The sequence below is a fragment of the Pseudomonas sp. 57B-090624 genome (assembly GCF_003234055.1).
GTDB classification, from domain to species: domain Bacteria; phylum Pseudomonadota; class Gammaproteobacteria; order Pseudomonadales; family Pseudomonadaceae; genus Metapseudomonas; species Metapseudomonas tohonis.
The window spans coordinates 19,300-37,181 of record NZ_QKRU01000030.1; the positions used below are offsets into that span (position 1 = coordinate 19,300).

Consider the following 17,882-nt stretch of genomic DNA (forward strand, 5'->3'; position numbering starts at 1 on the left):
GCCTCGCTGCGCTCGGCACCCACCTACGCATGCTTCACCACCTCGAGGAGGGTGATCGGCAAGGCCGAGCGCCAGGTATCGAAGCCACCCAGGGGCTGGGCCTGGGCGATGGCGATGCGGGTCAGCTCGCCGCCATGGGCGTCGCGGAAGGCCACCAGCACCGCCTCGCTCTGCAGGGTCACGGCGTTGGCCACCAGGCGGCCGCCGGGCCTGAGCCGGTCCCAGCACTGCTCCAGCACGCCGGGCTCGGTGACGCCGCCGCCGATGAACACCGCATCCGGCGCGGGCAGGCCAGCGAGTGCGGCGGGAGCCTGGCCGGCCACCAGTTGCAGGCCGGGCACGCCGAGGGCGTCGCGGTTATGGCGGATATGCGCCTGGCGGCCTTCGTCGGCCTCGATGGCGATGGCACGGCAGGTGGGATGGGCGCGCATCCATTCGATGCCGATGGAGCCACTGCCGGCGCCCACGTCCCAGAGCAGCTGCCCCGGCTGCGGCGCCAGGCGCGCAAGGGTGATGGCGCGCACGTCGCGCTTGGTCAGCTGGCCGTCATGGCGATAGGCGTCGTCGGGCAGGCCGCAGGTCAGCGGCAGGCGCCGGGCCTGCTCGCCGGCACGGCAGTCGATGGCGACCAGGTTGAGGGCCTCGACCCGGGTGGCGGACCAGTCCCCGGCGACACCGTCGATGCGCCGTTCGGCCGGGCCGCCCAGGTGCTCCAGCACAGTGATGGCGCTGGAGCCGAAGCCGCGCTCGTCCAGCAGCGCGGCGATGGCAGCGGGGCTTTCGCCATCGTTGCTCAGCACCAGCAGGCGGGCGCCGTCATGCACATGGAGGTTGAGCGCCGCCAACGGGCGCGCCACCAGGGAGACCAGCGTGGTGTCCTGCAACGGCCAGCCCAGGCGCGCTGCGGCCAGGGAAGCGGATGAGGGGGCCGGCAGCACGCGCAGCTCCTCGGCGGGCAGTTGCCGCGCGAGACTGGCACCGACGCCGAACAGCATCGGGTCACCGCTGGCCAGCACGCAGAGCGGCGCGCCACGGCGTTGCAGCAGCGGCTCCAGGGAGAAGGGGCTGGGCCAGGTACTGCGCCGGGCGCGGATGCAGCGGGGCAGCAATTCCAGCTGGCGCGGCGCCCCCACCACCTCCTCGGCGGCCAGCAGGGCATGGCGCGCAGCCTTGCCCAGGCCGGCGTAGCCGTCCTCGCCTATCCCCACCAGCGTCAGCCAGGGCTGCATGCAGTTTTCCTCGTATCCGACCGTGCCGCGTCCGTTGGGCATCCGACAACCAGCCGCATCCCACAGCCGCGCAAAGCGGGCATAATAGCGCCCTTCACCGGTTGCCGGAGCGCCCACTGCGCCCGGCCTAAGAGGGAACACGGTCAAAGCCGTGGCTGCCCCCGCAACTGTATGCAGCGAGTCCTCGCGATCCGTGCCACTGGGAAACCGGGAAGGCCGCGACGGATACCGACCTGCCAGCCAGGAGACCTGCCGGTGACACCAGTCGCGTGTGCACGCATCGAGCGGGGTGTCTCGGTGCCAGGGTTCCCTTGCGGGGGGACACGGTCGCCGCGGCAACTGACCCGGTGACCACGGTGAACCACGCTCCCTCCAGCGCTCCATCCGTCCGCCCCTCGGCCTGCCCGGGGCTGCTGCGCATCGTCCCGGCCAAGGACGGCGGCATCTGCCGCATCAAGCTGCCCTGCGGCCGCCTGCAAGCCGGTGCCGCCGAGGCCCTGGCGCTGGCCGCCCACGGCCATTCCGGCGGCGTGCTGGAGGCCACCAACCGCGCCAACCTGCAGATCCGCGGCGTGCATCCGGGCCGCGAACAGGCGCTGATCGCCGAGCTGCTGGCCATCGGCCTGGGCGCTGCGACGCCGGGTGCGGACGATGTACGCAACCTGATGGTCAGCCCCGCCGCCGGGCTCGACCCGAGCGCGCTGCAGGACGTCCGCCCACTGGCCACGCGCCTGCTGGCCCTGCTGGAGGACAACCCGCGCTTCCACGTGCTCTCGCCCAAGTTCGCCCTGCTGCTGGACGGCGGCGAGGCCCTGGCGATGCTCGACCACCCCAACGACATCTGGCTGGCCGCCATGGAGCCCGGCAAGGACGGCCTGTTCGCCTTCGGCCTGGCCGGCTGCCCACCCCGCGAGGCCAGCGACGCGCCCGCCCTGGCGGCGGTGCCCGGCGCCCAGGTGCCGGCCCTGGTGGAAGCGCTGCTGGAGCTCTTCCTCGAACGGGCCGCGCCGCAGCAGGCCCGCATGCGCGACCTGCTCGGCAGCCTGGGTGCCGGCCAGTTGCTGGCCGAACTGCGCCAGCGCCTGCCCTTTACCCTGCAGGACGCGGCTGGCTGGCGCCGCGTCGCCACCGACCTGCGCCCCATCGGCGTGCTGCCGCAGGCGCAGGCCGGGCTGTGGCTGGTCGGCGCCCTCCCGCCCCTGGGGCGCCTGCAGGCCGGCCAGTTGCTGGCCATCGCCGAACTGGCCCGGCGCCACGGCGACGGCAGCCTGCACATGACGCCCTGGCAATCCGTGCTGCTGCCCAACGTGCCGGAGCGGGAAACCGCCCCGCTGCTGGCCGGGCTCGCGGCCCTGGGCCTGTGCACCGAGGCCGACGCGCCGCTGGCGCGCCTCCAGGCCTGCACCGGGTCGGCCGGCTGCGCCAAGGGCCTGGCCGACACCAAGGCCGACGCCCTGACACTCGCCGCCACACTGCCCGACGGCGCGCGGGTGCACCTGTGCGGCTGCCCGCGCTCCTGCGCCGCCGCCCATGTGGCGCCGCTGACGCTGCTGGCCACGGGCGACGGCCACTACGACCTCTATCGACGCGACGACGGCGCCGGTGGCTTCGGCCGCCCGCTGGCGCGCGACCTGGACATACACGCGGCGGCCGCCTGGCTGGCCGCCACGCCTGACAGCTGGAGCTCCACCGAATGATCGATTACATCCGCGATGGTCAGGAGATCTATCGCCACTCCTTCTCCATCATCCGCGCCGAGGCGGACCTCTCCGCCATCCCGCCGGACCTGGAGAAGCTCGCCGTGCGCGTGATCCACGCCTGCGGCATGGTCGACGTGGTGCAGGACCTGCGCTTCTCCCCCGGTGCCGGAGCCGCCGGCCGCGCCGCCATCGCCGCAGGCGCGCCGATTCTCTGCGATGCACGCATGGTGGCCGAGGGCGTGACCCGCGCGCGCCTGCCGGCGGACAACAAGGTCATCTGCACCCTCAACGATGCCGGCGTGCCGGAGCTGGCCCGCGAACTGGGCAACACCCGTTCGGCGGTGGCACTGGAACACTGGCGCGAACACCTGGAAGGCAGCGTGGTGGTGATCGGCAACGCGCCCACCGCGCTCTTCTACCTGCTGGAGATGCTCGATGCCGGCGCGCCGAGGCCGGCGCTGATCCTCGGCTTCCCGGTGGGCTTCGTCGGCGCGGCGGAATCCAAGGACATGCTCGCCGCCGACAGCCGTGGCGTGCCCTACGTGATCGTGCGTGGTCGCCGTGGCGGCAGCGCGATGGCCGCAGCGGCGATCAACGCCCTGGCCACGGAGGTGGAGTGATGGGTGCGCAGGAACATTCCGGCAAGGGCCGGCTGATCGGCCTGGGCGTGGGCCCCGGCGACCCCGAGCTCATCACCCTCAAGGCCCTGCGCCTGCTGCAGTCGGCCCCCGTGGTCGGCTACTTCGTGGCCAAGGCGAAGGCCAACCTGGGCCAGGGCGGCAATGCCTTCGGCATCATCGAGCAGCACCTGGTGGCGTCGCAGCTGCGCATGCCCCTGGTCTACCCGGTGACCACCGAGAAGCTGGAGCCGCCGCTGTCCTACGAGGATGTGATCAGCGACTTCTACGACACCGCCGCCCAGCAGGTCGCCCAGCACCTGGATGCCGGGCGCGACGTGGCGGTGATCTGCGAGGGCGACCCGTTCTTCTACGGCTCCTACATGTACCTGCACGACCGCCTGGCCGGGCGCTACGAAGCCGAGGTGGTGCCGGGCGTGTGCTCCATGCTGGGCAGCGCCGCGGTGCTCGGCGTGCCGCTGGTGTACCGCAACCAGAGCCTTTCGGTGCTCTCCGGCGTGCTGCCGGAGGATGAACTGAAAGCGCGCCTGGCGGACGCCGAAGCGGCGGTGGTGATGAAGCTCGGGCGCAACTTCGACAAGGTGCGCCGGGTGCTCGGCGAGCTGGGCCTGGACGGCCGCGCCCATTACGTGGAGCGCGCCACCATGAGCAACCAGCGCATCGTGCCGCTGCACGAGGTGGACCCGATGGCCTCGCCCTACTTCTCGATGATCCTGGTCCCCGGCCAGAAGTGGAGAGGCTGATGGACCCACGCAAGGCCCCGGCCATCCTGCTGCTCGGCCAGGGCGGCCTGCCCGTCGCCCGGCGCATCCAGGCGCTTTATCCACAGGCCCGCGTGCTCGGCCTGGCCGGGCGCGTCGAGGGTGCCGACGCGACCTATGCCGAGTTCGGCGAGACCTTGCGCGGGCTCTACCGCGACGACAGGCCGATCATCGCCCTGTGCGCGGCCGGCATCCTCATCCGCAGCCTCGCCGCGCAACTGGCCAGCAAGGGCGCCGAGCCGCCGGTGCTGGCGGTGGCCGAGGACGGCAGCGCCGTGGTGCCGCTGCTGGGCGGGCTCGGTGGGGTCAACCGCATGGCCCGCGAGATCGCCGCGCAACTGGAGGTGGCCCCGGCCATCACCACCAGCGGCGAACTGCGTTTCGGCACCTGCCTGCTGGAACCGCCAGCCGGCTATGCCCTGGCCGATATCGAGCAGGGCAAGCGCTTCGTCTCCGACCTGCTGGGTGGCGAGCCCGTCCGCGTCGAGGGCGAGGCACCCTGGCTGGAGGCGGCGAACCTGCCCCTGGCGGAACAGGCCCGGCGGGTCATCCATGTCACCGCCGAGCAGCGCGTGGAAGCCCGCGACGAGCTGCTGATCCACCCCCGCGTGGTGGCCGCGCGCATCGACGGTGATGCGGATGCAGCCGGCGTGCGCCAGGCCCTGGCAACCGCCGGGCTGGCCGGTGGCGCCCTCGCCTGCCTGCTGGCCGCCCCCGAACGCATGGCCGACGCCACGCTGGCCGCCAGCGCCGAGGAACTCGGCGTGCCGCTGCGCTTCGTGATCGACGAGAAGGCGCTGCCGCCCCTGCACCAGCACCTTTCCGGCATCCGCCTGTACCGCGCCGCGCAGCCGCTGGAGGTGGAGCGCGTCGGCCAGCGCCGTGGCCGCCTCACGGTGGTGGGCCTGGGTCCGGGCGCCGCCGAGTTCATGGTCCCGGCCACGCGCCGCGCCCTGGACGAGGCCGAGGACCTGCTGGGCTACGAGACCTACATCCGCATGGCCGGGCCCTTCCGCCCGGAGCAGGTGCTGCACTGCACCGACAACCGCGAGGAGCTGCAACGCGCCCGCCACGCCTTCGAGCTGGCCGCCAGCGGGCGCCGGGTGGTGGTGGTGTCCTCGGGTGACCCTGGGGTGTTCGCCATGGCCGCCGCCGTGCTCGAAGCCCTGGACGACAACCGCGACCCGCGCTGGCTGCAGGTAGAGCTGCAGGTGTTCCCCGGCGTCTCCGCCGCCCTGGCCACCGCCGCCAAGGCCGGTGCGCCCCTGGGCCATGACTTCTGCCTGATCTCGCTCTCGGACAACCTCAAGCCCTGGGAGGTGATCGAGCAGCGCCTCGACCACGCCGGCGCCGCCGACCTGGCCATGGCCTTCTACAACCCCATCTCCAGGGCCCGCCCCTGGCAGCTGGCCCGCGCCCTGGAAATCGTCGCCCGCCACCGCCGCCCGGAAACGGTGGTGGTGCTGGGCCGCGACATCGGTCGCCCGGCCGAGGCGCTGACGCTCACCAGCCTCGGCGAGCTGCGCCCGGAACAGGTGGACATGCGCACCCTGGTGATCATCGGCTCGTCACTGACCCGGCGCATTCCCCGCCCCGACGGCCCGGACTGGGTGTACACCCCGCGCTGGTATCGCTGAGGCGGCACCAGCACCTGGCAGGACGCGAAGCAAGGGCGGACGGTTCGACATGACCGGCCGCCCTTTTCCTGCACGCCAACGTTGCAAATCCCTTCGCGCATCAAGAAAATGCGATTAATTTTCATTTGCTACCGATTCTTCGGTGACCCCATGTCGTCTCCCCATCTCAGTGTGCAACGCCTCTACAGCGACCATCACGGCTGGCTGAAGAACTGGCTGCGCGGCCGCCTCGGCAACGCCGCCGATGCCGCCGACCTGGCCCAGGACACCTTCCTGCGCCTGCTCGCCCGCCGCGAGCAGCTGGAGATCGCCACGCCACGCGCCTTCCTGCGCACCGTCGCGCGGGGGCTGGTGATCGACCACTGGCGCCGCGAGGAGCTGGAACGGGCCTACCTGGAATCCCTCGCCCACCTGCCGGAGGCGCAGACGCCGAGCCTGGAGGAGCGCGAGCAGATCCTCGAGCTGCTGGAGCGCATCGCGCGCCTGCTCGATGGCCTGAAGCCGAAGGTGCGCACCGCCTTCCTGCTGGCCCAGTGCGAGGGGCTGACCCATGTGCAGGTGGCCGAGCGCATGGGCATCTCCCTGCGTTCGGTGGAGCGCCATGTCGCCGACGCCCTGTTCCATTGCTACCAGCTGCGCTTCGCCGAATGAGCGCCTCGCCCCAGACCGATGCGCAGGTGGTGCGCCAGGCCATCCACTGGCTGGTGCGCCTGCGCTCCGCCAGCGGTGATGCCGAGCTGCAGCGCGCCTGCGACCACTGGCGCGCCGCTCACCAGGACCATGAACAGGCCTGGCAGCGCGTGCAGGTGCTGGACGACGAACTGTCCAGCTCGCTGAAAGCCGTGCCCGGCGCCGGCACGCTGATGCAGACCCTGGAAACCTCGGCCCAGCGCCTGCGCCGCCGCCAGGCCCTGAAGCTGCTGTCGGCGGCCATGGTCAGCGGTTCCGCCCTGTGGCTGGCCCGCGACCTGACGCCCTGGCCGCGCCTGGGCGCCGACTACGGCACCGCCGTCGGCGAGCGCCGCCACGTGGCGCTGGCCGATGGCACGCAACTGCACCTGAACACCGACAGCGCGGTGGATGTGCGCTTCGACGAGCATCAGCGCCTGGTGCTCCTGGAGCGTGGCGAGATCCTCGTCGACAGCGGCCCTGACGCCACGACGGGCATCTCGCGCCCCCTGCGCGTGCGCACCCGCCATGGCCTGTTCGAGAGCCTGGGTGGCCGCTTCGTGGTGCGCCAGGAGCAGGCCGCCACCCGCCTGAGCGTCGCCGAGGGCACGGTGAGCATCGCCCCGCTGGCCGGTGCCGGCGCTGCAGTGGCCGGTGCCGGCCAGCGCTTCGAAGTCGGCGAGTACGCCGCACGCGCGCTGGAGGCGCCGGACATGGACGCAGCCGCCTGGGCCGACGGGTTGATCGTCACCCGTGGCATGCGCCTGGCCGACTTCCTCGCCGAAATCTCGCGCTACCGCAACGGCCGCCTGGCCTGCAGCGAGGCCATCGCCGACCTGCGCCTTTCCGGCGTGTACCGCCTGGACGACACCGACAAGCTGCTGGAGCTCCTGACCCGCACGCTGCCGGTGGAGGTGCACTACCGCACCCGCTGGTGGGTGACGGTGCAGGCCAGGGCCTGAAATCTTTTTTGGCGGGTTTTTCCGCAACGTCCGGCAAAGGGAATGAATCCCATTAACTTTTGCCTTTCACGGAAGCCTTCATGACCGCACCTCGCGCCTCCCGCCTCGCCCTTGCCGTACGCGGCGCCCTGCTTTCCGCTGCGCTGGCGGCCACGCTGCCGGGCGCACCGGCCTTCGCCGAGGACGCCACGAGCGCCGCCAGCCGCAGCTACGCCATCCCCGCCGGACCGCTGGACGAGGTGCTCAACCGCTTCGCCCGCGAAGCCGGGATCAACCTCTCCGCCACCCCGGAGCAGACCCGTGGCCTGCGATCCCCGGGCTTGAACGGCGCCTGGTCGGTGGACGGCGCGCTGGGCCGCCTGCTCGGCGACACGCCGTTGCAGGCCGAGAGCCTGGGCGATGGCAGCTACGTGCTGCGCGAGGTGAAGACCCAGGGCGCGCTGGAGGTGCCGTCGACCCAGGTGTTCGCCCTGGGCAATGCGCTGGGCAGCGAGGAAGGCTACCTGGCCACCCACAGCCAGATCGCCACCAAGACCAGCAAGGCGCTGCTGGAAACCTCGCAGAGCGTCTCGGTGGTGACCCGCGAGCAGATCGACGACCAGGGCTCGAAGAGCGTGCAGCAGGCGGTGCGCTACACCCCCGGCATCTTCACCGGCCAGGTGGGCGCCTCGAACCGCTACGACTACATCGTGATGCGCGGCTTCGCCGACAACAGCGTGGACAACGTCTTCCTGGATGGCCTGAAGACCATGGGCGACAGCGGCACCTACAGCTCGCTGCAGGTGGACCCGTACTTCCTCGAGCGCATCGACGTGCTCAAGGGGCCGTCCTCGGTGCTCTACGGCCGCAGCCTGCCGGGCGGCCTGGTGGCGCTGACCAGCAAGAAGCCGCTCTACGAGGACTACCACCAGGTGCAGGCCAGCGTGGGCAACATGGGCCAGAAGGGCGCGGGCTTCGATTTCAGCGGCCCGCTGGACGAGGACAAACGCATCGCCTACCGCGTGGTGGGCCTGGGCGAGGGGTCGGACACCCAGTTCGACTCCATCAAGGAGGAGCGCTATGCCATCGCGCCGACCCTTTCCATCGACTTCAGCGAAGACACCAGCCTGACCCTGCAGAGCTACCTGCAGCACGACCCGAACGGCGGCTACCACGGCGGCGTGCCGGCCGAGGGCACCCTGTACCAGCGTGGCGGCCAGCGCATCGGCCGCGACTTCTTCGACGGCGAACCGAGCCTGGAAGCCTTCGACCGCACCCAGCGCATGTTCGGCTATCAGCTGGAGCACCGTTTCGACGACGTCTGGACCGCGCGCCAGAGCTTCCGCTACCTCAGCTCCGACGTGAGCATGCAGCAGGCGTACGCCTACGGCTGGGCCTCGCCCACCGAGCTGAACCGCTACTACACCGATGCCACCGAAGACCTGAAGGCCTACATCGTCGACAACATGGTCCAGGCCGAATTCGACACCGGCGCCTTGCGTCACACCCTGCTGATGGGCCTGGACTACCAGAACCGCAAGACCAACGTGGAATGGGGCACCGCCGCCCTCGCCCCGATCGATGCCTTCGACCCGGTGTATGGCAACGATGCCCTGGTGGGCTACGGCCAGGTGGAGCACGACCGCCGCCTGGAGCAGACCGGCCTCTACCTGCAGGACCTGATCGACCTGAACCAGTGGCGCTTCTCCATCGGCCTGCGCGAGGACTGGGTGGAGGTCTCGGACAAGAACCTGACCGCCGGCAGCAAGTCGGACGAGCGCCGCAGCAAGTTCACCGGCCGCCTCGGCGCGCTGTACCTGTTCGACAACGGCGTGGCGCCGTACATCAGCTATTCCGAATCCTTCAACCCCAACGCCTATTCGGACCAGGCCGGCAAGCCGCTGGAACCCACCGAGGGCACGCAGTGGGAGGCCGGGGTGAAGTTCCAGCCGGTGGGCAGCGACAGCCTGTACACCGCCTCGCTGTTCCACATCGTCCAGCAGAACGTCGCCTCCAAGCTGCCGCAGCAGGATTGGTACACCCCGGTGGGCGAGGTGCGCTCCCAGGGCCTGGAACTGGAGGCCAACACCCAGGTGACCAGGAACCTCAAGGTGCTGGCCAGCTACACCTTCACCGACATCACCTACTCCAGGTCGCTGGACGGCACCCAGGGCAACACGCCGAACCAGGCGCCGCGCCATATGGCGTCCATCTGGGGCGAGTACGGCTTCGACGCCGGCGCCCTGGACGGCCTGCGCACCGGCCTCGGCGCGCGCTACGTCGGCCAGAGCTGGGCGGACCGGGCCAACACCCTGCACGTGCCCTCCTACACCCTGATCGATGCGCTGGTGGGCTATGACCTGGGCAAGGTGGGGCTGGCGGGCATGGACATCAGCCTGAACGCCAACAACCTGCTGGACGAGGACTACATCGCCTCCTGCTACAGCCTGGATTACTGCTACTTCGGCGAGCAGCGCAACGTCACCGCCACCCTCAGCTACCAGTTCTGACCGGTGCCTGGACGGGGCCGGGGCGGCCTCGTTCATGTGCGTGACAGACTTATCCACAGGAGAGCGCCCATGCGCCCCCTTATCGTCCTGCTGCACCGCTACCTCGGCCTGGCCACCGCGCTGTTCCTCGCCCTCGCCGGGCTCACCGGCAGCCTGCTGGCCTTCCAGCACGAGATCGATGAATGGCTGAACCCGGCCTTCTACCACGCACCCGCACGGGGGCCGCTGCTGTCGCCGGGCGAGCTGGTGCAGCGCATCGAGCAGGCCGAGCCGCGCCTGCAGGTCTGGTACATGGAGGTGCCGGACGAAGCCGGCCACGCCGCGCTGATGGCGGCGGTGCCTCGTACCGACCCGGCCACCGGCGCGCCCTACGACTTGCACCACCGGGTGATCTACCTGGACCCGGTGAGCGGCGCCGAGCTGGGCATGCGCCAGTGGGGGGCGTGCTGCCTGCAGGCGCAGAACCTCATCCCCTTCCTGCTGGAGTTCCACTACACCCTGGCGCTGCCGGGCAACTGGGGGCTGATCCTGATGGGGTTGGTGGCGATCCTCTGGGTCATCGACTGCTTCGCTGGCGCCTGGCTGACGCTGCCCCGTGGCCGGCCCTTCCTGAAGAAGTGGTGGACGGCCTGGACGCTCAAACGCGGTGCCAGCCGCTACCGGCGCAACCTCGACCTGCACCGGGCCGGTGGGCTCTGGCTGTGGCTGCTGCTCCTGCCGGTGGCGGTGAGCAGCGTGGCGATGAACCTGCCGGAGCCGGTGTTCAAGCCGGTGGTGTCGCTGTTCTCGGACGCGCCGCCGAGCACCTACCACCGGCGCAGCCAGATGCCCCGCGAACAGCTGGGCGAGACACAGATGGATTACCAGCGCATCTACCGGCTGGCGCAGGCGGAAGGTGAGCGGCTGGGCATCGAGGGGGAGATCGGCGAGCTGTACTACAGCGTCGAGTACAACTTCTTCGGCGCCGGTTTCGGGGGCCACGATGCCAACCCACTGGACAAGTCCTGGCTGTTCTTCCATGGCACCGACGGGCGCCTGATCGGCGAGGAGATCGCCGGGCGCGGCACGCCGGGTGAACGCTTCTACCGGCTGCAGGCACCAATCCACGGCGGGCGCATCGCGGGGTTGCCGGGGCGCATCGTGATCGCGCTGCTGGGGCTGGCCATCGCCGGGCTGAGCGTCACCGGCGTGGTCATCTGGTGGCGCAAGCGGCAGGCCCGGCGCGCCAGTGCGGCCCGCGCCCGCGAGGGGCGGCGAGCCGCTTTCGGTCAGAACTTATAGCTCAGGCCGAGGGCGGTGCTTTCGTTGTTCTTGTCACGACCGGGCAGGTTGGAGTCCTTGTCCTTGTGCTCGTAGCTGAGGGTCATCACCAGGCCCTTGGTGAGCGTGTGACCGAGGGTGACGACGTGCTTGGTCTCGTCCTCTTCCTTGCCGGAGGGGTCGTGCTCGAAGTCGGTGTGACGGCGGCTGTAGGCGACGCTGGCGAAGCTGTCCCAGGGCAGCTTGCGGGCGTAGCTGATCTTCCAGCCCTCCTGCTCCTTGTCTTTGTTGCGCGTGTCGTTGTCTTCCACCTTGGGCGAGTAGCTGAGGTCGAAGCTGTCCTTGCCGGTGGGCTTGAAGCGGGTGCCGACCTTGAAGGTATCGACGTCGATGTCCAGCGGGCTGTCGTTCTCCAGGCCACGGTTCTCGTAGTTGTAACGGGTGTACAGCTCCAGCACGCGATTCAGCTTGTGGCTGGCGCCCAGGGACCAGATGGTGCTGGAGAGGTCGTACTGGTGGTCCTTGTACAGCTGCAGGTAGGTGACGGCGGCGTTGAGCTTCAGGCGCCAGGCCGGGATGACGAAGCTGGGGCCGGTGGAGACTGCCCAGGTCTGCCGGTTGAGTTCGCCGCGGTCGTCCTGGCGGGCCTGGGCGATGTTGGCGCCGAGGTTCCAGCGGCTGCCACGGTCGTCGAAGCCGTAGCCGTAGCGCAGGCTGCCGGCGGCCTGCCAGCGGTTGTCGTGGACGGTGGACTTGGGCTTGGCGACCGGGGTGGGCGCGGTGTCGTCGTCTTCCTCGCCGTCGTCATCCAGGTCGTCCTCGTCCAGGTCGATGTCGTCGAGCAGGTCGTCGAGGCTGTCGTCGTCCTCGAAGGCCATGTCGTCCATGCCTTCGTCTTCGTCGTCCTCGTCATCGAACGAGGGGTCCTGGGTCATGCCGGCGCTGGCGTTGGCGGTGTCGGTGTCATGCACCCGGGCCACGGCGACGCGGCCGCCGAAGGTGTGGGTCTTGAGCTTCCTGGCGATGCGCTTGGCCAGCTTGGCGCCTTCCCTGGCCTCCGCGGAGTCGGGGGCGTCCTGCTTGAGCCGCGCCAGTTCGGCCTTGGCGGCCGGGTAGTCGAGGGCGTCGGCATGGACCTTGGCCAGGGCCAGGCGCGCGCGGGGGTGGCTGGCGCTCAGGCCCGGGTCGGCGAGGATGGCGCGGTACTGCTCGGCGGCACTGCCGAGCAAGCCCCAGCGGGCACTGCTTTCCGCGTCACGGGCGAGGGTCTGGTAGGGGCTGGCGATGCTGCACAGGGGCAGGCCGGCCAGCAGCAGAACGGCGGTCAGTCCATTGAGTTGCATGGTGGGTTCCGGGAGGGCGGTCGATGGAATGGTGGGCAAGCCTATAGAGGCGGTTTTCCAGCGTCCAGAGCCCGGGCTGAATGTGATGTTGCGTTCACAAAGTCCCGCCCCACGCGGGCTGCAGGCTGATCCGACAGGTGAAGGCCGGCTGTGGATAACCGGGTCGCCGGGTGCCGCTTTCCTCCTCCCGAAACGAAAAAGGCGCAGCCGGGGGGCTGCGCCTTTGTCTGTGCCGGACGGCTCGAATCAGAACGGGATGTCGTCGTCGAAGCTGTCGTAGTCCGGGGCCGGCTGGGCGGCGGGCTGGGGAGCCGGGCGCTGCTGTTGTTCGCGCGGGGCGGACTGTTGCGGCTCACGCTGCGGGCGCGGGGCACGCGGGGCGGAGTCGCCATCGTTGCCGGGACGACCGCCGAGCAGCTGCATCTGGCCGTTGATGTCGACGACGATCTCGGTGGTGTAGCGCTTGACGCCGTCCTTTTCCCATTCGCGGGTGCGCAGGGTGCCTTCGACATAGACTTGCGAGCCCTTGCGCAGGTATTCGCCGGCGATCTCGGCGAGGCGGCCGAAGAACACCACGCGGTGCCATTCGGTGCGTTCCTGCTGCTGGCCGGTCTGCTTGTCCTTCCAGCTTTCGCTGGTGGCCAGGGTGACGTTGGTCACGGCGTTGCCGTTGGGCATGTAGCGGACTTCGGGATCGCCGCCGACGTTGCCAACCAGAATGACTTTGTTAACCCCACGGGCCATAACGTTCTCCTAGGCTTCAGCACGTTCGGGCGCCGCGTTGATCAGGCGCTCCAGGGACGTGCGGTCCAATTGTTCGGTATCCAACTTGATATAGATGGCGCCTTCTTCGGCCACCACTACGGCATCGGCCACTCCGGGCGTTGCCAGCAATCGCGCCACCAGCCCGGCATCGCCGAGGGCCGCTGCTGAGAGGGGCAGGCGCAGGCTGGTGACATACGGAGGCTCGCGCATAGTAACAGCAATGGCGAGCCAAATCGCACAGATGGCGGCACATCCGATGAACACGACGGACAGGCCGCCGTGCTGGAACATGAAGCCACCGAGGATGCCGCCGAGGGCCGCGCCGAGGAACTGGCTGGTGGAGTAGACGCCCATCGCGGTGCCCTTGCCGCCAGCCGGGGCGACCTTGCTGATCAGCGACGGCAGCGAGGCTTCCAGCAGGTTGAAGGCGGTGAAGAAGACGATGGTGCCGATGACCAGCGCCTGGAGGGTGTCGCCGAAGGCCCAGAAGTACAGTTCGCAGGCCAGGAGCACGCTGACGGCCCCGAGCAGCACGCGCTTCATCCGGCGCTTTTTCTCGGCGTAGATGATGAAGGGCACCATGCCGAAGAAGCCCACCAGCAACGCGGTGAGGTAGACCCACCAGTGCTGTTCCTTGGGCAGGCCGGCCTTCTCCACCAGCGCCAGCGGCAGGGCGACGAAGCTGGCCATGAGCACGGCGTGCAGGGCGAGGATGCCGAAGTCCAGGCGCAGCAGGTCGGGGTGCTTGAGGGTGGGCAGCAGTGCCTGGCGGGCGACGCCGGATTCGCGGTGCTGCAGCGGGTGGTCGGCGCGCGGCACCACCAGGGCGATGATGACGATGCCCACCAGGGCCATCACGGCGGTCACCCAGAACAGGCCGGAGAGGCCGAAGGCACGCGTGACCAGCGGGCCGACGACCATGGCGACGGCGAAGGAGACGCCGATGCTCATGCCGATCATGGCCATGGCCTTGGTGCGGTGCTGCTCGCGGGTGAGGTCGGAGAGCAGCGCCATGACGGCGGCGGAGATCGCCCCGGCCCCCTGCAGCACGCGGCCGGCGATCACGCCCCAGATGGAGTCGGCGTTGGCGGCGAGCACCGCGCCGGCAGCGAAGATCAGCAGGCCGATGTAGATGACGGGCAGGCGACCGATGCGATCGGAAACGATGCCGAAGGGGATCTGCAGCACCGCCTGGGTCAGGCCGTAGGCGCCGATGGCCAGGCCGATCAGCGCGGGGGTCGCGCCGGCCAGGTCCTGCCCGTAGGTGGCCAGAACCGGCAGCACCATGAACATGCCGAGCATGCGGAAGGCGAACACCAGGGCGAGGCCGCTGGCCGCTCGGGTCTCGCGGCCGCTCATGCGTTCGGAATGGGAGTCGTGCATAGATTCCTCATGGGAAACGGATACGGGGAAATGCGTCGTGCCCCTCGGCGGCGCACGCACCCGACCCTGGGTGCACGGCCTGTGCCGGCGCCAAAAAATGTCGCGCATTCTAACAGTCCCGATGGTCTACAGCACAGTCGCGCGCCTTTGCCGCAGGCTAGGCGCGCCCCGTATAATCGCGGGTTTCCCGCACGCCAAACGAGGCAGCAGTGGACAAGATCCTGATCCGTGGGGCCCGTACCCATAACCTGAAGAACGTCGATCTCACCCTGCCGCGCGACAAGCTGATCGTGATCACCGGCCTGTCCGGTTCCGGCAAATCCTCCCTGGCCTTCGACACGCTCTACGCCGAAGGCCAGCGTCGCTATGTGGAGTCGCTGTCGGCCTATGCCCGGCAGTTCCTGTCGATGATGGAAAAGCCCGATGTCGACACCATCGAGGGGCTGTCGCCGGCCATTTCCATCGAGCAGAAGTCCACGTCGCACAACCCGCGCTCCACCGTGGGCACCATCACCGAGATCTACGACTACCTGCGCCTGCTCTATGCCCGCGCCGGTACGCCGCGCTGCCCGGACCACGACGTGCCGCTGGAGGCGCAGACCGTCAGCCAGATGGTCGACCAGGTCCTGGCGCTGCCCGAGGGCCGCAAGCTGATGCTGCTGGCGCCGGTGATCCGCGAGCGCAAGGGTGAACACCTCGCGGTGTTCGACGAGCTGCGTGCCCAGGGCTTCGTGCGGGCGCGGGTCAACGGCCGCCTCTACGAGATGGACGAACTGCCCAAGCTGGACAAGCAGAAGAAGCACTCCATCGATGTGGTGGTGGACCGCTTCAAGGTCCGCGCCGACCTGCAGCAGCGCCTGGCGGAATCCTTCGAGACGGCGATCAATCTCGCCGACGGCATTGCGCTGGTGGCGCCGATGGACGACGAGCCGGGCGAAGAGATCATCTTCTCCGCGCGCTTCGCCTGCCCCCATTGCGGCCACTCCATCAGCGAGCTGGAACCCAAGCTGTTCTCCTTCAACAACCCGGCCGGTGCCTGCCCCACCTGCGACGGCCTGGGCGTGAAGCAGTTCTTCGACGCCAAGCGCCTGGTCAATGGCGAGCTGACCCTGGCCGAGGGCGCGATCCGCGGCTGGGACCGACGCAACGTCTATTACTTCCAGATGCTCGGCTCCCTGGCCGCACACTACGGCTTCAGCCTGGAAAAGCCCTTCGACGAGCTGCCGGCCGAGGACCAGAAGGCGATCCTCTTCGGCAGCGGCCGCGAGGACGTGGACTTCCGCTACCTCAATGACCGTGGCGACATCGTCAAGCGTTCGCACCCGTTCGAGGGGATCATCCCCAACCTGGAGCGCCGCTACCGCGAGACCGAGTCGAACACCGTGCGCGAGGAGTTGGCCAAGTTCCTCAGCACCCAGCCCTGCCCGGACTGCCGGGGCACCCGCCTGCGCCGCGAGGCGCGCCACGTGTGGGTGGGCGAGAAGACCCTGCCGGCAGTGACCGGCCTGCCGGTGGGCGATGCCGCCGAGTATTTCGGCGACCTGAGCCTGCCCGGGCGCAAGGGCGAGATCGCCGACAAGATCCTCAAGGAAATCCGCGAGCGCCTGCAGTTCCTGGTCAACGTCGGCCTGGACTACCTGACCCTGGATCGCAGCGCCGACACCCTCTCCGGCGGCGAGGCGCAGCGTATCCGCCTGGCCAGCCAGATCGGCGCCGGCCTGGTGGGGGTGATGTACATCCTCGACGAGCCCTCGATCGGCCTGCACCAGCGGGACAACGAGCGCCTGCTGGCCACCCTCACCCACCTGCGCAACATCGGTAATACGGTGATCGTGGTCGAGCACGACGAGGACGCCATCCGCCTCGCCGACTACGTGGTCGACATCGGCCCGGGCGCCGGCGTACATGGCGGTCGGATCGTCGCCGAGGGCACGCCGGACGAGGTGATGTCGCACCCCGACTCGCTGACCGGCAAGTACCTCTCGGGCCGGGTGAAGATCGCCGTGCCGGCCAAGCGCACCCCACGCGACAAGAAGAAGTCGCTGCTGCTCAAGGGTGCGCGTGGCAACAACCTGCAGAACGTCAATCTGGAGATCCCGGTCGGGTTGCTGACCTGCATCACCGGCGTGTCGGGCTCGGGCAAGTCGACGCTGATCAACAACACCCTGTTCCCCATCACCGCCACTGCGCTGAACGGTGCCACGACGCTGGAGGCCGCACCGCACGACAGCTTCGACGGGCTGCAGCACCTGGACAAGGTGGTGGACATCGACCAGAGCCCCATCGGTCGCACGCCGCGCTCCAACCCGGCGACCTACACCGGGCTGTTCACGCCGATCCGCGAGCTGTTCGCCGGCGTGGCGGAATCGCGTTCCCGTGGCTACGGGCCGGGGCGCTTCTCCTTCAACGTCAAGGGCGGCCGCTGCGAGGCCTGCCAGGGCGACGGCGTGATCAAGGTGGAGATGCACTTCCTGCCGGACATCTACGTGCCCTGCGATGTGTGCAAGGGCAAGCGCTACAACCGCGAAACGCTGGAAGTCCGCTACAAGGGCAAGAGCATCACCGAGGTGCTGGACATGACCATCGAGGAGGCGCGCGAGTTCTTCGACGCCGTCCCGGCCATCGCCCGCAAGCTGCAGACGCTGATGGACGTAGGGCTCTCCTACATCCGCCTGGGGCAGTCGGCGACCACGCTGTCCGGCGGCGAGGCGCAGCGGGTGAAGCTGTCCCGCGAGCTGTCCAAGCGTGACACGGGCAAGACGCTGTACATCCTCGACGAGCCGACCACGGGCCTGCACTTCGCGGATATCCAGCAACTGCTGGATGTGCTGCACCGCCTCCGCGACCACGGCAACACGGTGGTGGTGATCGAGCACAACCTGGATGTGATCAAGACCGCGGACTGGCTGGTGGACCTGGGTCCCGAGGGCGGCTCCAAGGGTGGCCAGATCATCGCCACCGGCACGCCGGAAGACGTGGCGGAGATGAAGCAGTCACACACCGGGCACTTCCTCAAGCCGCTGCTGGAGCGTGATCGCGCCTGAGT

13 protein-coding genes and 1 riboswitch are annotated in these 17,882 nt (G+C 69.5%); of the genes, 9 read left to right on the forward strand and 4 right to left on the reverse strand.

The annotated features are described in order from the left end of the window. Positions 1–23: 23 nt before the first annotated feature. Positions 24–1,229, reverse strand: a complete 1,206-nt coding sequence (gene cbiE / locus DMX10_RS15640) for a precorrin-6y C5,15-methyltransferase (decarboxylating) subunit CbiE (RefSeq protein WP_111261937.1) — start codon at positions 1,227–1,229, stop codon at positions 24–26. Positions 1,230–1,310: 81 nt separating this feature from the next. Continuing rightward, positions 1,311–1,501, forward strand: a riboswitch (cobalamin riboswitch). 75 nt (positions 1,502–1,576) lie between these two features. Here cbiE and cobG point away from each other — a divergent pair. The 8 genes from cobG (at position 1,577) to DMX10_RS15680 (ending at position 11,366) form a co-directional block, all read left to right on the forward strand. Next, on the forward strand, positions 1,577–2,926 hold the full coding sequence (gene cobG / locus DMX10_RS15645) for a precorrin-3B synthase (RefSeq protein ID WP_178082963.1): 1,350 nt from the start codon (positions 1,577–1,579) through the stop codon (positions 2,924–2,926). Next, positions 2,923–3,549, forward strand: a complete 627-nt coding sequence (locus tag DMX10_RS15650) for a precorrin-8X methylmutase (protein ID WP_111261939.1) — start codon at positions 2,923–2,925, stop codon at positions 3,547–3,549. Before cobG ends, DMX10_RS15650 begins: the two co-directional genes overlap by 4 nt. Beyond that, a complete protein-coding gene (locus tag DMX10_RS15655; protein ID WP_111261940.1) occupies positions 3,549–4,310 on the forward strand; it encodes a precorrin-2 C(20)-methyltransferase in 762 nt (253 codons plus the stop codon). Before DMX10_RS15650 ends, DMX10_RS15655 begins: the two co-directional genes overlap by 1 nt. Beyond that, positions 4,310–5,965, forward strand: a complete 1,656-nt coding sequence (gene cobJ, locus DMX10_RS15660; protein WP_111261941.1) for a precorrin-3B C(17)-methyltransferase — start codon at positions 4,310–4,312, stop codon at positions 5,963–5,965. The genes DMX10_RS15655 and cobJ overlap by 1 nt, the downstream gene beginning before the upstream one ends. Before the next feature lie 150 nt (positions 5,966–6,115). Continuing rightward, positions 6,116–6,616: a sigma-70 family RNA polymerase sigma factor gene (locus DMX10_RS15665; RefSeq protein WP_111261942.1), complete on the forward strand. Its 501-nt coding sequence runs from the start codon at positions 6,116–6,118 to the stop codon at positions 6,614–6,616. Next, complete coding sequence (locus DMX10_RS15670; RefSeq protein WP_111261943.1) at positions 6,613–7,596, forward strand: FecR domain-containing protein; 984 nt, start codon at positions 6,613–6,615, stop codon at positions 7,594–7,596. Before DMX10_RS15665 ends, DMX10_RS15670 begins: the two co-directional genes overlap by 4 nt. A gap of 80 nt (positions 7,597–7,676) precedes the next feature. After that, the gene (locus tag DMX10_RS15675; protein WP_111261944.1) at positions 7,677–10,085 is read left to right on the forward strand and encodes a TonB-dependent siderophore receptor; all 2,409 of its coding nucleotides are present in this window, start codon (positions 7,677–7,679) and stop codon (positions 10,083–10,085) included. A gap of 69 nt (positions 10,086–10,154) precedes the next feature. Then, a complete protein-coding gene (locus DMX10_RS15680) occupies positions 10,155–11,366 on the forward strand; it encodes a PepSY domain-containing protein (RefSeq protein ID WP_111261945.1) in 1,212 nt (403 codons plus the stop codon). On the opposite strand, the gene DMX10_RS32805 is transcribed toward DMX10_RS15680, so the two are convergent. The 3 genes from DMX10_RS32805 to DMX10_RS15695 form a co-directional block, all read right to left on the reverse strand. Continuing rightward, positions 11,354–12,688 carry a hypothetical protein gene (locus DMX10_RS32805; protein ID WP_158545608.1) on the reverse strand — a complete coding sequence of 445 codons (1,335 nt, stop codon included), beginning with the start codon at positions 12,686–12,688 and terminating at the stop codon, positions 11,354–11,356. The genes DMX10_RS15680 and DMX10_RS32805 overlap by 13 nt on opposite strands. Before the next feature lie 246 nt (positions 12,689–12,934). Beyond that, positions 12,935–13,432, reverse strand: a complete 498-nt coding sequence (locus tag DMX10_RS15690; RefSeq protein WP_021219615.1) for a single-stranded DNA-binding protein — start codon at positions 13,430–13,432, stop codon at positions 12,935–12,937. A gap of 9 nt (positions 13,433–13,441) precedes the next feature. Then, the gene (locus DMX10_RS15695) at positions 13,442–14,836 is read right to left on the reverse strand and encodes an MFS transporter (protein ID WP_043243419.1); all 1,395 of its coding nucleotides are present in this window, start codon (positions 14,834–14,836) and stop codon (positions 13,442–13,444) included. Positions 14,837–15,045: 209 nt separating this feature from the next. Between DMX10_RS15695 and uvrA the strand changes: the two genes are divergently transcribed. Further along, the gene (gene uvrA, locus DMX10_RS15700) at positions 15,046–17,880 is read left to right on the forward strand and encodes an excinuclease ABC subunit UvrA (protein ID WP_111261946.1); all 2,835 of its coding nucleotides are present in this window, start codon (positions 15,046–15,048) and stop codon (positions 17,878–17,880) included. Positions 17,881–17,882 lie beyond the last annotated feature (2 nt).

Coding starts and splice junctions, on each gene's coding strand:
- cbiE (WP_111261937.1), bottom strand. CDS start 1,229: ATGCAGCCCTGGCTGACGCTGGTGGGGATAGGCGAGGACGGCTACGCC.
- DMX10_RS15650 (WP_111261939.1), top strand. CDS start 2,923: ATGATCGATTACATCCGCGATGGTCAGGAGATCTATCGCCACTCCTTC.
- DMX10_RS15655 (WP_111261940.1), top strand. CDS start 3,549: ATGGGTGCGCAGGAACATTCCGGCAAGGGCCGGCTGATCGGCCTGGGC.
- cobJ (WP_111261941.1), top strand. CDS start 4,310: ATGGACCCACGCAAGGCCCCGGCCATCCTGCTGCTCGGCCAGGGCGGC.
- DMX10_RS15665 (WP_111261942.1), top strand. CDS start 6,116: ATGTCGTCTCCCCATCTCAGTGTGCAACGCCTCTACAGCGACCATCAC.
- DMX10_RS15670 (WP_111261943.1), top strand. CDS start 6,613: ATGAGCGCCTCGCCCCAGACCGATGCGCAGGTGGTGCGCCAGGCCATC.
- DMX10_RS15675 (WP_111261944.1), top strand. CDS start 7,677: ATGACCGCACCTCGCGCCTCCCGCCTCGCCCTTGCCGTACGCGGCGCC.
- DMX10_RS15680 (WP_111261945.1), top strand. CDS start 10,155: ATGCGCCCCCTTATCGTCCTGCTGCACCGCTACCTCGGCCTGGCCACC.
- DMX10_RS32805 (WP_158545608.1), bottom strand. CDS start 12,688: ATGCAACTCAATGGACTGACCGCCGTTCTGCTGCTGGCCGGCCTGCCC.
- DMX10_RS15690 (WP_021219615.1), bottom strand. CDS start 13,432: ATGGCCCGTGGGGTTAACAAAGTCATTCTGGTTGGCAACGTCGGCGGC.
- DMX10_RS15695 (WP_043243419.1), bottom strand. CDS start 14,836: ATGCACGACTCCCATTCCGAACGCATGAGCGGCCGCGAGACCCGAGCG.